The organism is uncultured Pseudomonas sp., from assembly GCF_913774235.1.
Classification (GTDB): domain Bacteria; phylum Pseudomonadota; class Gammaproteobacteria; order Pseudomonadales; family Pseudomonadaceae; genus Chryseomonas.
In genome coordinates this window covers 71866-87809 of record NZ_CAJYDW010000012.1, presented here as the reverse complement: position 1 = coordinate 87809, position 15944 = coordinate 71866, and the positions used below count along the sequence as shown (strand labels likewise).

Below are 15944 nucleotides of genomic sequence, written 5' to 3'. Positions count from 1 at the left end.
GCCCTGAAGCTTCAGCCGCCGAGGCGAATCACTGGCTGGCCAGCACCTGGCCGTTCTTCACTTCCAGTTGCTTGCCCGGCTCGTGGTCCATGCGGACCTGGCCGATCTTGCCATCCAGCAGATACTTCACGTCATAGCCAACCACCTTGTCGCTGCTGTCGGTGACCGTGTTGCAGCGCGTCTGGGTGGTGGTATAGGTGTCGCGGTTCTGCATGTATTCCTGACCCTTGTTGCCGGCGTAACCACCGCCGACCGCACCGGCGATGGTCGCCAGCGTCTTGCCGCTGCCGTTGCCGACCTGGTTGCCCAGCAGCCCGCCCACTACCGCGCCGACGGCGGTACCGGCGATCTGGTGCTGGTCCTGGACCGGGCGACGGTGGGTCACCGTCACGTCCTTGCAGACCTCGCGGGGCGTCTTGACCGTTTCCTTCACCGGCTGGACGGCGACGACCTCGGCGTACTGAGGCCCGCGGTCGACGAAACTGTAAGCCACGGCACCACCAGCGGTGGCGACGATGGCACCCAGAACCGTTCCTACGAGCATCGACTTGTTCACTACAACCTCCTGACTACTGTCATAGCGGGCACAAGGCCCTTTGCCATGCCTAGGACATCAGGGGCGTTCGTCGAGTTCCTTGGTCTGCGGCGGGATCAGGTCTTCGCTCTTCAGATCCAGCCAGATCAGCACCACGTTGGCGATGTAGATCGACGAGTAGGTACCGGCCAGCACGCCGATGAACAGCGCCAGGGAGAAGCCGAACAGGTTGTCGCCACCGAAGACCAGCAGGGCCACCACGGCGAGCAGGGTCGAGATCGAGGTCGCCAGGGTCCGCAGCAGGGTCTGGGTGGTCGAGACGTTGATGTTCTCGATCAGACTGGCCTTGCGCAACACCCGGAAGTTCTCCCGCACCCGGTCGAACACCACGATGGTGTCGTTGAGCGAGTAGCCGATGATGGCCAGTACCGCCGCCAGCACCGTCAGGTCGAAGGTGATCTGGAAGAACGACAGCAGGCCCAGGGTCACCACCACGTCGTGGATCAGCGACAGGATGGCGCCCACGGCGAACTTCCACTGGAAGCGGAAGGCCACGTAGACCAGGACGCTGCCCAGAGCCAGCAGCATGCCCAGGCCACCCTGGTCACGCAGCTCCTCGCCCACCTGCGGACCGACGAACTCGGTGCGGGTCAGGGAGAAGCCGTCGGTGCTCGCCTGCTTCAGCGCGGCGGTCACCTTCTGGCCCAGTTGGGGATCGTCACCGGGCATCCGCACCAGCACATCGGTGGTGGCGCCAAAGCTCTGCACCACGGCTTCTTCGAAGCCGGCCCCGTGCAATTCCTGACGGATCTTGCCGAGGTCGGCGGGCTGCTCGTAGCGCAGCTCGATCAGGGTACCGCCAGTGAAGTCCAGGCCGAAGTTCAGCCCCTTGTAGAACCAGCTGAACAGCGCCAGGAGGGTCAACAGGGCGGTGATGGCGAACGCGATGTTGCGGACGCCCATGAAGTTGATGGTCTTTTTCATCGCCGCGTCCTCAAATCCACAGCTTCTTGACGTTCCGGCCGCCATAAATCAGGTTGACCATGGCGCGGGTCACGAAGATGGCGGTGAACAGGGAGGTGAAGATACCCAGCGACATGGTCACGGCGAAGCCCTTGACCGGCCCGGTGCCCATGGCGAACAGGATGGCGCCCACCAGCAGGGTCGTCAGGTTGGAGTCCAGGATCGCCGTGAAGGCGCGACTGAAGCCTTCATGGATGGCGCGCTGGATCGGCATGCCGTTGGCGATCTCTTCGCGGATCCGCGAGAAGATCAGCACGTTGGCGTCCACCGCCTGGCCCATGGTCAAGACGATACCGGCGATACCCGGCAAGGTCAGGGTGGCATGCAGGATGGACATCAAGGCCATCAGCAGCACCATGTTGAAGCCCAGGGCGATGGTCGCTAGCAGACCGAAGAAGCGGTAGATGGCGATCAGGAACAGCGACACGAACACCATGCCCCACAGGGAGGCGTCGATGCCCTTGGCGATGTTGTCGGCGCCCAGGCTCGGGCCGAGGGTGCGTTCTTCGGCAAAGTACATGGGCGCGGCCAGGCCACCGGCGCGCAGCAGCAGCGCCAGTTCCGAGGCCTCGCCCGAGCCGTTCAGGCCGGTGATGCGGAAGCTGTTGCCCAGGGCCGACTGGATGGTCGCCAGGCTGATGATGCGCCGCTCTTCCTCGAAGCCGGGCACCGCCACTTCCTTCTGTACGCCGTCGACGGTCTGGGTGGTGTAGCGGGTGACCGGACGCTGCTCGATGAACACCACGGCCATGCTGCGGCCGACGTTGCTGCGGGTAGCGCGATTGATCAGATCGCCGCCGTGGCCATCCAGGCGGATGTTGACCTGGGGCCGGCCGTTCTCGTCGAAGCTCGCCGAGGCGTCGGTGACCTGGTCACCGGTGATGATGACGTTACGCTCCAGCGGCACTGCCGGACGACCCGGCTCGCGGAACTCGAAGCTCTCGGTCGAAGCGCGTGGCGTATCCGGAGTGGCCGCCAGACGGAATTCCAGGTTGGCGGTCTTGCCGAGGATGCGCTTGGCTTCGGCGGTGTCCTGCACGCCCGGCAGCTCGACCACGATGCGGTCGGCGCCCTGGCGCTGCACCAGCGGCTCGGCCACGCCCAGCTCGTTGACCCGGTTACGCACCGTGGTCAGGTTCTGGGTGACGGCGTAGTTGCGGATCTCGCGCAGCTTGGCTTCGGTCAGTTGCAGACGCAGCACCTGCAGGTCGCCGCGGGTGTCGGTGGTCAGGTCGAAATCGGCGTAGTTCTTGCGGATCAGGCTCTGCGCCTGCTGCAGGTCGGCGGCGTCGGTGAAGCCGAGCTGCAGAGCACCGTTCTGGTCGGGCATGCTGCGATAGCGCACCTTTTCGCGGCGCAGCAGGGTCTTGACCTCGTTGTCATAGACCTTCAGGCGCGCATCCACGGCCTTGTCCATGTCCACCGCCAGCAGGAAGTGCACCCCACCGGACAGGTCCAGGCCGAGTTTCATCGGGCTGGCGCCCAGCTTGCGCAGCCACTGCGGGGTGGTGGGCGCGAGGTTCAACGCCACCACGAAGTTGTCGCCGAGGCTACGGCGGACAACTTCCTGGGCCGGCAGTTGGTCGTCTGCGCGAGTCAGGCGAATCAGGCCACGGGTTCCAGTTTCGTTGAGCGTAGCGGACTTGACCGCCAGCTTGGCGGCGGTCAGCGCCGCGGTGGCACCGTCCAGCTCAGCCTGGGTGACCTTGCGTTCGGTGCTGGAAGCGCTGATCTGCAGGGCCGGATCGTCGGGGTACAGATTGGGAACCGAATAGATGACGCCCACGACCAGTACGGCCAGGATCAGCAGGTACTTCCAGAGGGGATATTTGTTGAGCATGACACCGCCCGAGATAAAGGCGGGGCGCCTTGCGCGCCCCGGTGTTAGCTAGAGTGAAGAAGGCTCAGAGCGCCTTCAGGGTGCCCTTCGGCAGGGTCGCGGCGATGGCGCCCTTCTGGAACTTGAGTTCGACGTTGTCGGACACTTCCAGCACCACGAAATCGTCGGTGACCTTGTTGATGCGGCCAGCGATGCCACCGGTGGTCACCACTTCGTCGCCCTTCTGCAGGCCGCCCAGCAGGTTCTTGTGATCCTTGGTGCGCTTGGCCTGGGGACGCCAGATCAGGAAATAGAAGATCACCACGAAGCCGATCAGGAAGATGAACTGAATGTATTCACCCCCCGGTGCGGCGTTGGCGGCCGGCGCGGCAGCTTCCTGGGCCTGGGCCGTGGAAATCAGAAAACTCATTGCACTACTCCTTGCAGAGTTGGATGACGGAAAGAGAAGACATGCCGGCGATCGCTCGCGACCACCTCGACGAGCCTGGGCCCCGGGTTCACGACCGCGGCGGACGGCGGACTAGCGCCGTTTCGCTGCAACGATCGGACAGGGGCTTTCAGCTGCCGAGCGGCGGTGTAGGCAGGCCGCGCCGAGCATAGAAGGCGTCCACAAAGTCGGCCAATTTACCCTCTTGGATAGCCTGGCGCAAACCGGCCATCACGCGCTGGTAGTACCGCAGGTTGTGGATCGTATTCAGCATACTCCCCAGCATTTCCCCGCATTTATCCAGATGGTGCAGATAGGCGCGGGAGAAATGTTTGCAGGTGTAACAGTCGCAGGTCGGATCCAGCGCCGTCTCGTCGTGGCGATGCACGGCGTTGCGGATCTTCAGCACACCGGTATCGATGAACAGATGGCCGTTGCGCGCATTGCGGGTGGGCATCACGCAGTCGAACATGTCGACGCCACGACGCACCCCTTCCACCAGGTCTTCCGGCTTGCCGACGCCCATCAGGTAGCGTGGCTTGTCCGCCGGCAGGTGCGGCGGCAGGAAGTCCAGTACGCGGATCATCTCTTCTTTGGGCTCACCCACCGACAGGCCGCCGATGGCGTAGCCGTCAAAGCCGATGCCTTCCAGGCCCTCCAGGGATCTCAGGCGCAGCTCTTCGTGCATGCCGCCCTGGACGATGCCGAACAGCGCGGAAGGGTTGTCGCCGTGGGCTTCGCGGGAGCGCTTGGCCCAGCGTAGCGACAGTTCCATGGAACGGCGCGCGGTGTCGAAATCGGCCGGATAGGGGGTGCACTCGTCGAAGATCATCACGATGTCCGAGCCCAGGGCGCGCTGCACGGCCATGGATTCCTCGGGCCCCATGAACACCTTGGCGCCGTCCACCGGCGAGGCGAAGTAGACGCCCTCCTCCTTGATCTTGCGCAACGCGCCCAGGCTGAACACCTGGAAGCCGCCGGAATCGGTGAGGATCGGTCCCTGCCACTGCATGAAGTCGTGCAGGTCGCCGTGGCGCTGGATCACTTCGGTCCCCGGGCGCAGCCAGAGGTGGAAGGTGTTGCCGAGGATGATCTGGGCGCCGATGTCGGCAACGCTGTCGGGCAACATGCCCTTGACCGTGCCGTAGGTACCGACCGGCATGAAGGCCGGGGTCTCGACCACGCCACGCGGGAAGGTCAGGCGACCGCGTCGGGCCTTGCCCTCGGTAGCCAGCAATTCGAAATTCATGAAACTCATATCAGCTCTCCGGGCCCTGGGCCCCGGGATTGCGGGTGATGAACATGGCGTCGCCATAACTGAAGAAGCGATAGCCCTCGGCCACGGCCGTGGCATAGGCGGCCATGGTCTCGCGGTAACCGGCAAAGGCCGACACCAGCATCAGCAGGGTCGATTCGGGCAGGTGGAAATTGGTCACCAGGGCGTCGACCACATGGAAGGGCCGCCCGGGATAGAGAAAGATGTCCGTCTCGCCAGCGAAGGCCTTGAGCTCGCCGTCGCGGGCCGCGCTTTCCAGCGAGCGCACGCTGGTGGTACCGACGGCGATCACCCGACCGCCGCGTGCCCGGCAGGCGGCTACGGCATCGACCACGGACTGATCCACCTGCAGCCACTCGCGATGCATATGGTGGTCTTCGATTTTTTCCACCCGCACCGGCTGGAAGGTGCCGGCGCCGACGTGCAGGGTGACGAAAGCGGTCGCCACGCCCTTGGCGCGGATGGCTTCCAGCAACGGCTCGTCGAAGTGCAGCCCAGCGGTGGGCGCGGCCACGGCGCCGGCGTTGCGCGCATAGACGGTCTGGTAGCGCTCGCGATCCTCGGCCTCGTCGGGCCGGTCGATGTAGGGCGGCAACGGCATGTGGCCGACTCGCTCCAGCAGCGGCAGCACGGGCTCGGCGAACTTCAGCTCGAACAGCGCCTCATGGCGCGCCACCATCTCGGCCTCGGCACCGCCGTCGATGAGAATCCGGCTGCCCGGCTTGGGCGACTTACTGGAACGCACATGGGCCAGCACCCGCTCCTCGTCCAGCACCCGCTCGACCAGGATCTCCAGCTTGCCGCCACTGGCCTTCTGGCCGAACAGCCGCGCCGGAATGACTCGGGTGTCGTTGAACACCATCAGGTCGCCGGGCTGCAGATAACCCAGCAGATCGGCGAAGTGGCGATGGCTCAACTCACCGCTGGGGCCATCGAGCACCAGCAATCGACTGCCGCGGCGCTCGGCCAGCGGATGACGGGCGATGAGGGATTCGGGAAGGTCGAAATGGAAGTCGGCGACGTGCATGGCAGGTAGATCTCGAAAGGCCGCACAGCTTACCGGAAGCGGCCTTTTTCACCAACGCACTTTGGATTGACCAGGCCTGCCCACGTCCCTATACTCCGCCGCCATTGCCCCGGTGGCGGAACCGGTAGACGCGGCGGATTCAAAATCCGTTTCCGAAAGGAGTGGGAGTTCGAGTCTCCCCCGGGGCACCAAGCATCACCGTCCATGATCATCATGGAAGCCAAGAAACCGCCCTTCGAGGCGGTTTTTTTGTGTCTGGCGGTTCCCGGCAGCCCTGGCACCCACAGCCTCAATCCACGACAAACAACCTAGCGCCGGTCACGGTCGAGGATCGGTGCGCCTCTGCATTGTCGGCCACCTGGTAGCTCATGCCGGCGGTCAAGGTGAAGACGCGACCATCGGCCAGTTCGGTGTCCAGTCTCCCCTCCAGGCAAAGTAGGATGTGTCCCTTGCTACACCAGTGATCGGCAAGGTAACCCGCGCTGTACTCGACCATGCGCACTCGTATTGCACCGAACTGGCAGGTACGCCAGAGGGCCGAGCCGGTTTCTCCAGGATGGGCCGTAGGTTCGATCTTCGACCAATCGGTGGTTCCAAATGGAATGTCGCTCAGTTGCATGGCGGCCTCGATCCAGTGCAGGAAGGGCATGTTACCTGGGCAGCAAGACGGTCAAGCGATACAGATCGGACGAATTTCCGCGCTACTTGCGGCTCTAGACTGTCTCCAGTCACCGAAGTCCATGCCGGTGCAAGTAGCACCGTCGCCTCCAAAAGTCGCCGCTCGATACGGATTCTGTACCCTAGGAATGCGCCGGACCCACTGTTCAGGCATGCTCTCCAGATCGCCCTCGCTTTCACCAAGAGGAAGGATGCCTTTTGCAATGGATACTGCTTTGCCTCGCGCTACTGCTGTCCGGCTGCAACCACTACAGCAATGCCGGCCCGCTCTGCGAGCCCAGTCCGCTGAGCGGTGAGGACTGCAAGCGTCGGCAGCCGGCTGGCAACTATCTGATGGACAAGTATCGGGAATGGGAACGCTATCAGTAGGCTGCGCGCTAAATCCGTTTGCGAGAACTGGCTATGAGTAGAATCGCGCCTCTGCTGATCGTCCTGCTGCTTGGGCTGCAAGGCTGTGCCGGACAGCGACCGGTCGACCTGGCCGACCAGGGTACCGAGTGGGGTCGCTCGCCCAGCTGGCTGCTGCAGGCGCGGCTGCACGGTGCGCTCTATGCCTGCGAATTGCTGGTGCTCAACGGCAACAACGCCCGGCTGGCTGGCGAACGGGCGCGGTTACCAGGCTTTCGCCGACAACTGGGCGACTGCCAGGCCACCGCCATCAAGGAGGCGCATGAGGCAACCGGTCAGTTGCCTGCGGGTCAGGATCGGCTGCTGCGCAACGCGCAAAAGGTTTATCTGGCGACCTGGCAGGCTTATCTGGCCAGTCTCACCCTCGAGCATCCCGCCGACCTGCAGCAGAAGGAGTCATACCTTAGGGCACGGACTGCGCTATTGGAGGCAGCGGTCAAGGAGAGCGAACAGCCCGCCAGGATCCAAGAGCCAACCGAAAAGCAGCTGACAATCGGCAGCTGAATCCTGCGGGCAAAGCGTGCAATAGTAAGGCTTCGCTACGGACGAGAGACATTGCGCATGGAAACGCTTGCCCCCTGCTCCCAGGTTGCGGTCAATGACCTGGAAACCGCTCAGTCTCCCGCCCGCTTTTCCCCGGACTTCATCGATCGCCTGCTCTCGCGCTGCGAGACGCGCATGGGCGAGATGGAAGACTTTCCCGACATGAGCCCTGACTTGCGTCTGATCCACATGCAGAACGTCGATCTGCTGGTGCGCACGGTGACGGGTGAATGCCGCCACCGGGACCAGATCCGTCGGGTCCAGCGGATCCTGGCCTTCTGCGCAGAGCATGCCGACTGGCTGCAGCCCACGTCAGCGGCTCAGGGTGCCGCCTAGCGCGCGACATCGACGACCTGGAGCTCACCCTATACACCTGTGAAGATGGGTGCTCCAGGGACGCGCGCCGTGCATACCCATGATCGGAGCCTTCCGCGCCCTGCACGCGCCCGTCTGACGGCCGCATGCAGGGTCGTCGCGCGCCTAGCCGGCCCTGCGCAGCAAGAACACCCCGGCCAGGGCGCAGAGCAGCGCCGGCGCCAGCACGGCTACCAGTGGCGAGAAGCCGAACACCAGGCTGGAGGGGCCGAGCAGATCCTGGAAGATGCGCAGGGCGAAACCGAGGATCACCCCGGTGAAGATGCGCTGGCCCAGGGTCACCGAACGCAGCGGGCCGAAGATGAAGGAGATCGCCATCAGCACCAGGGCAGCGGTCACCAGCGGCTGGAAGATCTTCGACCAGAACGCCAGCCAGTAGCTCTTGTTGTTGAGCCCCTGGTCGGCCAGGTAGTGGATGTACCACCACAGCCCAGAGATCGACAGGGCATCCGGCTCCATGATCACGGTGTCGAGTACCTGCGGGGTCAGCTCGACGTTCCAGATCACCTTGGGCTCCTGGCGGACGCTGGTCTGGCGGTCGCCGAAGTCGGTGATGCTGACGTTCTCCAGCTCCCAGCGATCGCCGCGATAGACGCCGCGCTGGGCGAAGCTGGATTGCAGCAGGTGCCGCTTATCGTCGAATTCGTAGCGCGTCACCCCCAGCAGCAGACCATTGGGCTGCACGGCATTGACGTGGGTGTACTCATGCCCCTGGCGGTGCCAGAGGCCGTGGCGCGAACTCTGCGCCTTGCCAGCGCTCTGGGCCAGGGCACGGCCGCTCTGCGCCAGGTTTTCCGACCAGGGCGCCACGTACTCGCCGATCAGGATGCCGGCGATGAGCAGCACGAACATGGGCTTCATCACCGCCCAGACGATGCGACCAAGGGAAACGCCCGCGGCGCGCATCACGATCAGCTCGCTGCTGCTGGCCAGGGTGCCCAGGCCGATCAGGCAGCCGATCAATGCGGCCATCGGCAGCATCTCGTAGGCCCGGCGCGGCGTGGTGAGGAGGACGAACTTGAGCGCTTCGGCGACGCCGTAGTTGTCGTCGAAGTCGCCGAGCTGGTCGATGAAGGCGAACAGCAGGGCCAGGCCGACGATCACCCCCAGCACCGCGAGGATGCTGACGAAGACGGTGCGCCCTATGTACCAGTCGAGCTTGTTCATGCCGGCACCCCCGCCTTGTTACCGCGCAACCGCGCCTTGAGCGGCTCCCAGAAGGCCAGCAGCAGACCGAGCACCAGGAACAGCAGGTGCACGCCCCACAGCCCGATGGCTGGCGGCAGACGCCCCTTGTCCAGGGCGCCACGGGCGGCGATCAGCAACGACAGGTAGGCCATGTACAGCAGGATCGCTGGCAGCAGCTTGAGGAAACGACCCTGGCGCGGATTGACCTTGGCCAGGGGCACGGCGATGAGGGTGACGATGAATACCAGAATCGGCAGGGAAAGGCGCCACTGCAGCTCGCCACGGTATTGCAGGTCGTTGCTGCGCAGGAGTTCGCCGGTGGTGACGGCATCCCGCTCGCTGATGTCCTCGCTCACCGCGGGCTTGGGCAGCAGCACCCCGTAGGTGTCGTACTGCACCGCCCGATAGTCGGCCTGCCCGGGGACGCCGTCGTAGCGGAAGCCGTTCTGCAGGATCAGGTAACGACTGCCGTCGGGGTGGATTTCCTGACGCCCGGTGTCGGCCACCAGCACGCCTACACCTCGGTCCTTGCCGCCAGCGGTGGAGGTGTTGCGCTCGGAGATGAACACGCCGCCCAACTGGCTGCGATCGGCCGAGAGGCGCTCGGTGTAGGTGACCCGAGAGTTGTCTCTCAGGGATTGGAAGCGCCCGGGCTCCAGGGTATCGAATTCGGTCATGGCATCCTGCTGGTTGAGGATGCTGGTGACCTTCTGCACCCCCAGCGGCGCCAGCGACAGGCTCAGCCAGGCCACAATCAGGGCGACCACCGCGGCCGGGGCCATGCTGTAGGCCAGCAGCCGCCGCGGACTCAGGCCGGTGGCGGTAAGCACGGTCATCTCGCTGTCCAGGTACAGTCGCCCGTAGGCCAACAGGAAGCCGAGGAACAGCCCCAGCGGCAGGATCAACTGGAGGAAACCGGGGATGCGATAGGCCATGATGAGCAGCAGCACGCCGGGGTCCAGCAGCCCCTGGGCCGCCTGGGCCAGGTACTTGATGAAACGGCCGCTCATGATGATCACCAGCAGCACGGCACTGACCGCACCGAGGGTGGTGAGAACTTCTCGAGACAGATAGCGGAAGACGATCAAACAGGATTCTCCAGGGTTGTCAGGCTCTGGCGCGAACGCTCACACTAGCTCGGCTACACGGCTTGCGTCGCAAGGCCCACCCGTTGAAGGCCGATCGCCGGGAAAAGGCCCTGGCGAAAGCCCCGCATTATATCCTGCGAACTCATGTGTTTGTCTTGGGGAGCTTCTCCTAATGGAATTCGTCGTCAAAAACGCTCGTCCGGAAACCCTGAAAACCGCCACCCTGGTCGTGGCCGTCGGTGAAGGCGGTGCGCTCGACGCAGCGGCCAGCGCCGTCGATGTCGCGACGTCCGGCGCCCTCAGCGCGGCGGTCAAGCGCGGCGATATCGCCGGCAAGGCGGGCCAGACCCTGCTGCTCACCGGCCTGACCGGGATCAAGGCCGAGCGTGTCCTACTGGTCGGTAGCGGTGCTGCCGAAGGGCTATCCGATCGTCAGTACCGCAAACTGGCTAGCGGCGCCCTGGGCGTGCTCAAGAGCCTCGGCGGCAGCGACGCCGCCCTCGCCCTGGGCGATGTACCGGTGAAGAACCGCGACGGTTACGGTCGCCTGCGTCTGCTGGCCGAGACCCTGGCCGATGGCGACTACGTGTTCGACCGCTTCAAGAGCAAGAAAGCCGATCCGCGGCCACTGAAGAAGCTGACCCTGGTCACCACCAAGGCCTCCCAGACGGACGCCGAGCGCGCCCTGGCCCACGCCCTGGCGATCACCCACGGCACCGCCTACGCCAAGGACTTCGGCAACCTGCCGCCGAACGTCTGTAATCCGATCTACGTGGCCGACCAGGCCAAGGCCCTGGGCAAGCAGTTCAAGGACGCTGGTCTCTCCGTCGAGGTGCTCGACGAGAAGAAGATGCGCGAATTGGGCATGGGCTCCTTCCTCGCCGTGGCCCAGGGCAGCGCCCAGCCGCCACGCCTGGTGGTGCTGCAGTACAAGGGTGCGGGCAAGAATGCGCAGCCCTATACCCTGGTGGGCAAGGGCATCACCTTCGACACCGGCGGCATCAGCATCAAGCCCGCCGCCGGCATGGACGAGATGAAGTACGACATGTGCGGCGCCGCCAGCGTCCTGGGCACCTTCCGCGCCCTGGTCGAACTCAAGCCGGCGATCAACGTGGTGGGCCTCTTGGCCCTGGCCGAGAACATGCCCAGCGGCACCGCCACCCGTCCGGGTGACATCGTCACCAGCATGAGCGGCCAGACCATCGAGATCCTCAACACTGACGCCGAAGGCCGTCTGGTGCTGTGCGACACCCTCACCTACGCCGAGCGCTTCCAGCCAAAGGCGGTGATCGACATCGCCACCCTGACCGGCGCCTGCATCACCGCCCTGGGTTCGCTGGTCTCCGGCATGATGGGCAACGACGAGGCGCTGATCGCCCAGGTGAAGAGCGCGGGCGACCAGGCCGATGATCGCGTCTGGCAACTGCCGCTGCACGACGAGTACCAGGAGCAGTTGGACAGCCCCTTCGCCGACATGGCCAACATCGGCGGGCCCAAGGCCGGCACCATCACCGCCGGTTGCTTCCTGGCGCGCTATGCCAAGGCCTATCCCTGGGTCCACCTGGACGTAGCCGGCACCGCCTGGATCAGTGGCGGCAAGGACAAGGCCGCCACCGGTCGTCCGGTGCCCCTGCTGGTGCAGTACCTGCTCGACCGCACCGCCGAGGCCTAAGCGCCTGTACAAGGCCGCGACGCCCTCACGTCGCGGCCTTGCCGTTTCCCTCCCCTGCTCGTGATAGCCCCATGACCCGTGTCGACTTCTATGTTCTGCCTTCCACCGATCCCGCGGCGCGGCTGGCCTTCGCCTGTCGGCTGGTGGACAAGGCCTGGAAACAGGGCATGCCGGTCTATGTGCACTGCGCCGACGCCGAGCAGCGCCAGCGCCTGGACGAGCAACTGTGGGCGTTCCGCCCGGACAGTTTCGTTCCCCATGATCTCGCGGAAACATCCAGCGATACCCCGGTAGTGCTTGGCCTGGACACGCCGGCCGAGCAGACGGGCGAGCTGCTGATCAATCTCAGCCTGGCCCCGCCGCCCTGCCACGCGGGTTTCGCCCGGATCGCCGAGGTGGTCGTCGAAGCCCCCGAAGTCCGCCAGGCGATGCGCGAAGGTTTTCGCTTCTACCGCAAGCTTGGCTATGCTCTACAGGACCATCAGCTGTCACGTGTCTGATTTCATGACCAGCACCAAGCCCCCTGCACACGTCCTGCAAGACCTCGAAGCCATCCGCCAGGTGCTCGACAAGAGCCGCAACGCGGTCCATCCGAGCAGCGCCGACGGCATTCCCATCCTTTCCGACGTCATCGCGCCCAGCGCCGAACGCCTCAAGGCCATCCCGCCCCTGCTCGACCAGATCGTGCCGGACGCCATCGAAGACGTGATCCCCCAGGAACCACGGGACGACCTGGCCCGCGTCCGCCTGCGCCAGGAAGCACCGGACATCCTCCAGGAACTGCTGGACGAAGAGCTGCCGCGCCTGGAAGCCGAACTGCAGCGCCGCCTGCAGCAGCGCCTGGAAGAACTGCTGCAACGTCCCTGACCCGGGGCGCCAAGGCGCCCTGCCGTCGGCGGGCTGGAGTCGCTATACTCGGAGGCTTTCCTCTTCCAGCGACAAAAGCCCCCTCCATGGACAAGACCTACCAGCCGCACGCCATCGAAACCTCCTGGTACCAGACCTGGGAACGCCAGGGCTACTTCGCGCCCCAGGGGTCGGGCGAGCCCTACACCATCATGATCCCGCCGCCGAACGTGACCGGCAGCCTGCACATGGGCCATGGCTTCAACAACGCCATCATGGACGCCCTGATCCGCTTCCGCCGCATGCAGGGTCGCAACACCCTCTGGCAACCGGGCACCGACCATGCCGGCATCGCCACCCAAATGCTGGTGGAGCGCCGCATCGGTGCCGAGGGTCTGTCGCGCCATGACCTGGGCCGGGAGAAATTCCTGGAGAAGGTCTGGGAATGGAAGAACGAATCCGGTGGCAACATCAGCCGGCAGATCCGCCGTCTGGGCTCCTCGGTGGACTGGTCGCGCGAGCGCTTCACCATGGACGACGGCCTCTCCGAGGCGGTCAAGGAAGCCTTCGTGCGCCTGCACGAGGATGGCCTGATCTACCGCGGCAAGCGCCTGGTCAACTGGGACACCAAGCTGCACACGGCCATTTCCGACCTGGAAGTGGAAAGCCATGACGAGAAGGGCCACCTCTGGCACCTGCGCTATCCGCTGGCGGACGGCGCCCGTACCGCCGAGGGCGCGGATCACCTGGTGGTCGCCACCACCCGTCCCGAGACCCTGCTGGGCGACGCCGCCGTGGCCGTGCACCCGGAAGACCCGCGCTACAAGGGCCTGATCGGCCAGTACGTCGAGCTGCCGCTAGTGGGCCGCCGCATCCCCATCGTCGGCGACGATTATTGCGACCCCGAATTTGGCACCGGCTGCGTCAAGATCACCCCGGCCCACGACTTCAACGACTATGAAGTCGGCAAGAGACACAACCTGCCACTGATCAACATCTTCGACGCCGACGCGGCCGTCCTGCCCGGCGCCCAGGTGTTCAACCTGGACGGCAGCGTCAACGGTATGTTCGACGCCACCCTCCCCGCCGCCTACGCCGGCCTGGACCGCTTCGAGGCGCGCAAGCGCATCGTCGCCGACCTGGAGGCCGCCGGTCGCCTGGAAAAGATCGACGACCACGCCCTCAAGGTGCCCAAGGGCGACCGCTCCGGCACCGTGATCGAGCCCTGGCTGACCGACCAGTGGTACGTCTCCACCAAGCCCCTGGCCGAGAAGGCTATCGCCGTGGTGGAAAGCGGCGAGGTGCAGTTCGTACCCAAGCAGTACGAGAACATGTACTTCAGCTGGATGCGTGACATCCAGGACTGGTGTATCAGCCGCCAGCTCTGGTGGGGCCACCGCATTCCCGCCTGGTATGACCAGGCCGGCAACGTCTATGTCGGTCGCGACGAGGCCGAGGTGCGTGCCAAGCACGACCTGGGTGATATCGCCCTGCGCCAGGACGACGATGTCCTGGACACCTGGTTCAGCTCCGGTCTGTGGACCTTCTCCACCCTCGGCTGGCCCGAGCAGACCGAAGCGCTGAAGACCTTCCACCCCACCGACGTGCTGGTCACCGGCTTCGACATCATCTTCTTCTGGGTCGCCCGGATGATCATGCTGTCCACCCACCTGACCGGACAGATCCCGTTCAAGACCGTCTATGTCCATGGCCTGGTACGCGACGGCCAGGGCCAGAAGATGTCCAAGTCCAAGGGCAACGTGCTCGATCCGCTGGACATCGTCGACGGCATCGACCTCGATACCCTGCTGCAGAAGCGCACCAGCGGCCTGATGCAGCCCAAGCTGGCGGAGAAGATCGCCAAGCAGACCCGCGCCGAATTCCCCGATGGCATCGCCAGCTACGGCACCGACGCCCTGAGATTCACCTTCTGCTCCCTGGCCACCACCGGCCGCGACATCAAGTTCGACATGGGACGCGTCGAGGGCTATCGCAACTTCTGCAACAAGCTGTGGAACGCGGCGAACTTCGTCATGGAGAACGTCGAGGGCCAGGACACCGGCGTCAACGACGAACCCGTCGAGCTGTCCTCGGTGGATCGCTGGATCATCTCCCAGCTGCAGCGCACCGAGGCCGAGGTGACCCGTCAGCTCGACGCCTTCCGCTTCGACCTGGCCACCCAGGCGCTCTATGAATTCGTTTGGGACGAGTACTGCGCCTGGTACCTGGAGCTGGTCAAGCCGGTGCTGTGGGACGAAAACGCCTCCCTCGAACGTCAGCGCGGCACTCGCCGTACCCTGGCGCGGGTGCTGGAAGTGGTGCTGCGCCTGGCGCATCCCTTCATGCCCTTCATCACCGAGGAAATCTGGCAGCGCCTCAAGGCACCCGCCGGCGTCCAGGGCGAGACCCTGATGCTGCAACCCTGGCCGGTGGCCAACGAAGCGCGCATCGACGCCGCCGCCGAAGGCGACATCGAGTGGGTCAAGGCGCTGATGCTGGGCGTGCGGCAGATCCGTGGCGAGATGAAGATCTCCATGGCCAAGCGCATCGACATCATCGTCGCCAACGCCAGTGCCGAGGACCAGCGCCGCCTGGCCGACTTCGAGCCGCTGCTCAACAAGCTGGCCAAGCTGGAATCGGTCCGCGTGCTGGCCGCTGGTGAAGAAGCGCCGATGTCCGCCACCACCCTGGTCGGTGAGATGGAAGTGCTGGTACCCATGGCCGGCCTGATCGACAAGGACGCGGAACTGGCGCGCCTGGACAAGGAGATCGGCCGCCTGGAGGGCGAGGTCAAGCGCGTCGGCGGCAAGCTGGGCAACGAAGGCTTCGTCGCCAAGGCCCCCGCCGAGGTCCTGGAAAAGGAACGCGCCAAGCTGGCCGAAGCCGAACAGGCCCTGGCCAAGCTGGTGGACCAGCGGCAGCGTATCGCGACGCTGTAAGGCGAACGCCGCAGTCGGAGACGACTGCGGCGTCTTCGTTCATGGGCTTGCAAGATCTACGGCTCTTGCCAAGCGGGAA

At 64.9% G+C, this 15944-nt stretch carries 16 protein-coding genes and 1 tRNA gene; 8 read left to right on the top strand and 9 right to left on the bottom strand.

Annotation, left to right across the window (positions count from 1 at the left end; all coding sequences use genetic code 11):
- Positions 1-28 precede the first annotated feature (28 nt).
- From QZ471_RS09980 to queA, 6 genes are all read right to left on the bottom strand, one after another.
- Positions 29-556, bottom strand: a complete 528-nt coding sequence (locus QZ471_RS09980; RefSeq protein WP_295463220.1) for a glycine zipper 2TM domain-containing protein — start codon at positions 554-556, stop codon at positions 29-31.
- A gap of 57 nt (positions 557-613) precedes the next feature.
- Positions 614-1519, bottom strand: coding sequence for a protein translocase subunit SecF (secF, locus tag QZ471_RS09975; RefSeq protein WP_295463219.1), 906 nt, complete (start codon positions 1517-1519; stop codon positions 614-616).
- A gap of 10 nt (positions 1520-1529) precedes the next feature.
- Positions 1530-3398 (bottom strand): protein translocase subunit SecD, encoded by a 1869-nt coding sequence (gene secD, locus QZ471_RS09970; protein WP_295463218.1) that lies wholly within the window; start codon positions 3396-3398, stop codon positions 1530-1532.
- Positions 3399-3462: 64 nt separating this feature from the next.
- Complete coding sequence (gene yajC / locus QZ471_RS09965; RefSeq protein WP_058762149.1) at positions 3463-3807, bottom strand: preprotein translocase subunit YajC; 345 nt, start codon at positions 3805-3807, stop codon at positions 3463-3465.
- A gap of 148 nt (positions 3808-3955) precedes the next feature.
- Positions 3956-5074 carry a tRNA guanosine(34) transglycosylase Tgt gene (gene tgt / locus QZ471_RS09960; RefSeq protein ID WP_295464671.1) on the bottom strand — a complete coding sequence of 373 codons (1119 nt, stop codon included), beginning with the start codon at positions 5072-5074 and terminating at the stop codon, positions 3956-3958.
- Positions 5075-5084: 10 nt separating this feature from the next.
- Positions 5085-6128 carry a tRNA preQ1(34) S-adenosylmethionine ribosyltransferase-isomerase QueA gene (gene queA, locus QZ471_RS09955; RefSeq protein WP_295463213.1) on the bottom strand — a complete coding sequence of 348 codons (1044 nt, stop codon included), beginning with the start codon at positions 6126-6128 and terminating at the stop codon, positions 5085-5087.
- Between the two features lie 106 nt (positions 6129-6234).
- Between queA and QZ471_RS09950 the strand changes: the two genes are divergently transcribed.
- Positions 6235-6319 (top strand) — tRNA-Leu (locus tag QZ471_RS09950).
- A gap of 98 nt (positions 6320-6417) precedes the next feature.
- On the opposite strand, the gene QZ471_RS09945 is transcribed toward QZ471_RS09950, so the two are convergent.
- A complete protein-coding gene (locus tag QZ471_RS09945; RefSeq protein WP_295464669.1) occupies positions 6418-6747 on the bottom strand; it encodes a DHCW motif cupin fold protein in 330 nt (109 codons plus the stop codon).
- 257 nt (positions 6748-7004) lie between these two features.
- On the opposite strand from QZ471_RS09945, the gene QZ471_RS09940 reads away from it, so the two are divergent.
- The 3 genes from QZ471_RS09940 to QZ471_RS09930 are packed head-to-tail and all read left to right on the top strand — an operon-like array spanning position 7005 to position 8093.
- On the top strand, positions 7005-7175 hold the full coding sequence (locus QZ471_RS09940) for a hypothetical protein (protein WP_295463211.1): 171 nt from the start codon (positions 7005-7007) through the stop codon (positions 7173-7175).
- A 33-nt stretch (positions 7176-7208) separates the two neighbouring features.
- A complete protein-coding gene (locus QZ471_RS09935) occupies positions 7209-7718 on the top strand; it encodes a hypothetical protein (RefSeq protein ID WP_295463209.1) in 510 nt (169 codons plus the stop codon).
- A gap of 57 nt (positions 7719-7775) precedes the next feature.
- On the top strand, positions 7776-8093 hold the full coding sequence (locus QZ471_RS09930; RefSeq protein WP_295463207.1) for a hypothetical protein: 318 nt from the start codon (positions 7776-7778) through the stop codon (positions 8091-8093).
- A 144-nt stretch (positions 8094-8237) separates the two neighbouring features.
- Here QZ471_RS09930 and lptG read toward each other — a convergent pair whose 3' ends face one another.
- Entirely contained in the window at positions 8238-9299 is a 1062-nt protein-coding gene (lptG, locus tag QZ471_RS09925; RefSeq protein ID WP_295463205.1) for an LPS export ABC transporter permease LptG, read from the bottom strand.
- The gene (gene lptF, locus QZ471_RS09920; RefSeq protein ID WP_295463204.1) at positions 9296-10408 is read right to left on the bottom strand and encodes an LPS export ABC transporter permease LptF; all 1113 of its coding nucleotides are present in this window, start codon (positions 10406-10408) and stop codon (positions 9296-9298) included. Before lptF ends, lptG begins: the two co-directional genes overlap by 4 nt.
- Before the next feature lie 172 nt (positions 10409-10580).
- Between lptF and QZ471_RS09915 the strand changes: the two genes are divergently transcribed.
- From QZ471_RS09915 to QZ471_RS09900, 4 genes are all read left to right on the top strand, one after another.
- A complete protein-coding gene (locus QZ471_RS09915) occupies positions 10581-12080 on the top strand; it encodes a leucyl aminopeptidase (RefSeq protein WP_295463203.1) in 1500 nt (499 codons plus the stop codon).
- A 71-nt stretch (positions 12081-12151) separates the two neighbouring features.
- Positions 12152-12580 carry a DNA polymerase III subunit chi gene (locus QZ471_RS09910; protein WP_058767756.1) on the top strand — a complete coding sequence of 143 codons (429 nt, stop codon included), beginning with the start codon at positions 12152-12154 and terminating at the stop codon, positions 12578-12580.
- A 4-nt stretch (positions 12581-12584) separates the two neighbouring features.
- Positions 12585-12947 carry a hypothetical protein gene (locus tag QZ471_RS09905; protein WP_058767755.1) on the top strand — a complete coding sequence of 121 codons (363 nt, stop codon included), beginning with the start codon at positions 12585-12587 and terminating at the stop codon, positions 12945-12947.
- Positions 12948-13033: 86 nt separating this feature from the next.
- Positions 13034-15865: a valine--tRNA ligase gene (locus QZ471_RS09900; protein WP_295463199.1), complete on the top strand. Its 2832-nt coding sequence runs from the start codon at positions 13034-13036 to the stop codon at positions 15863-15865.
- The last annotated feature ends 79 nt before the right edge of the window (positions 15866-15944 follow it).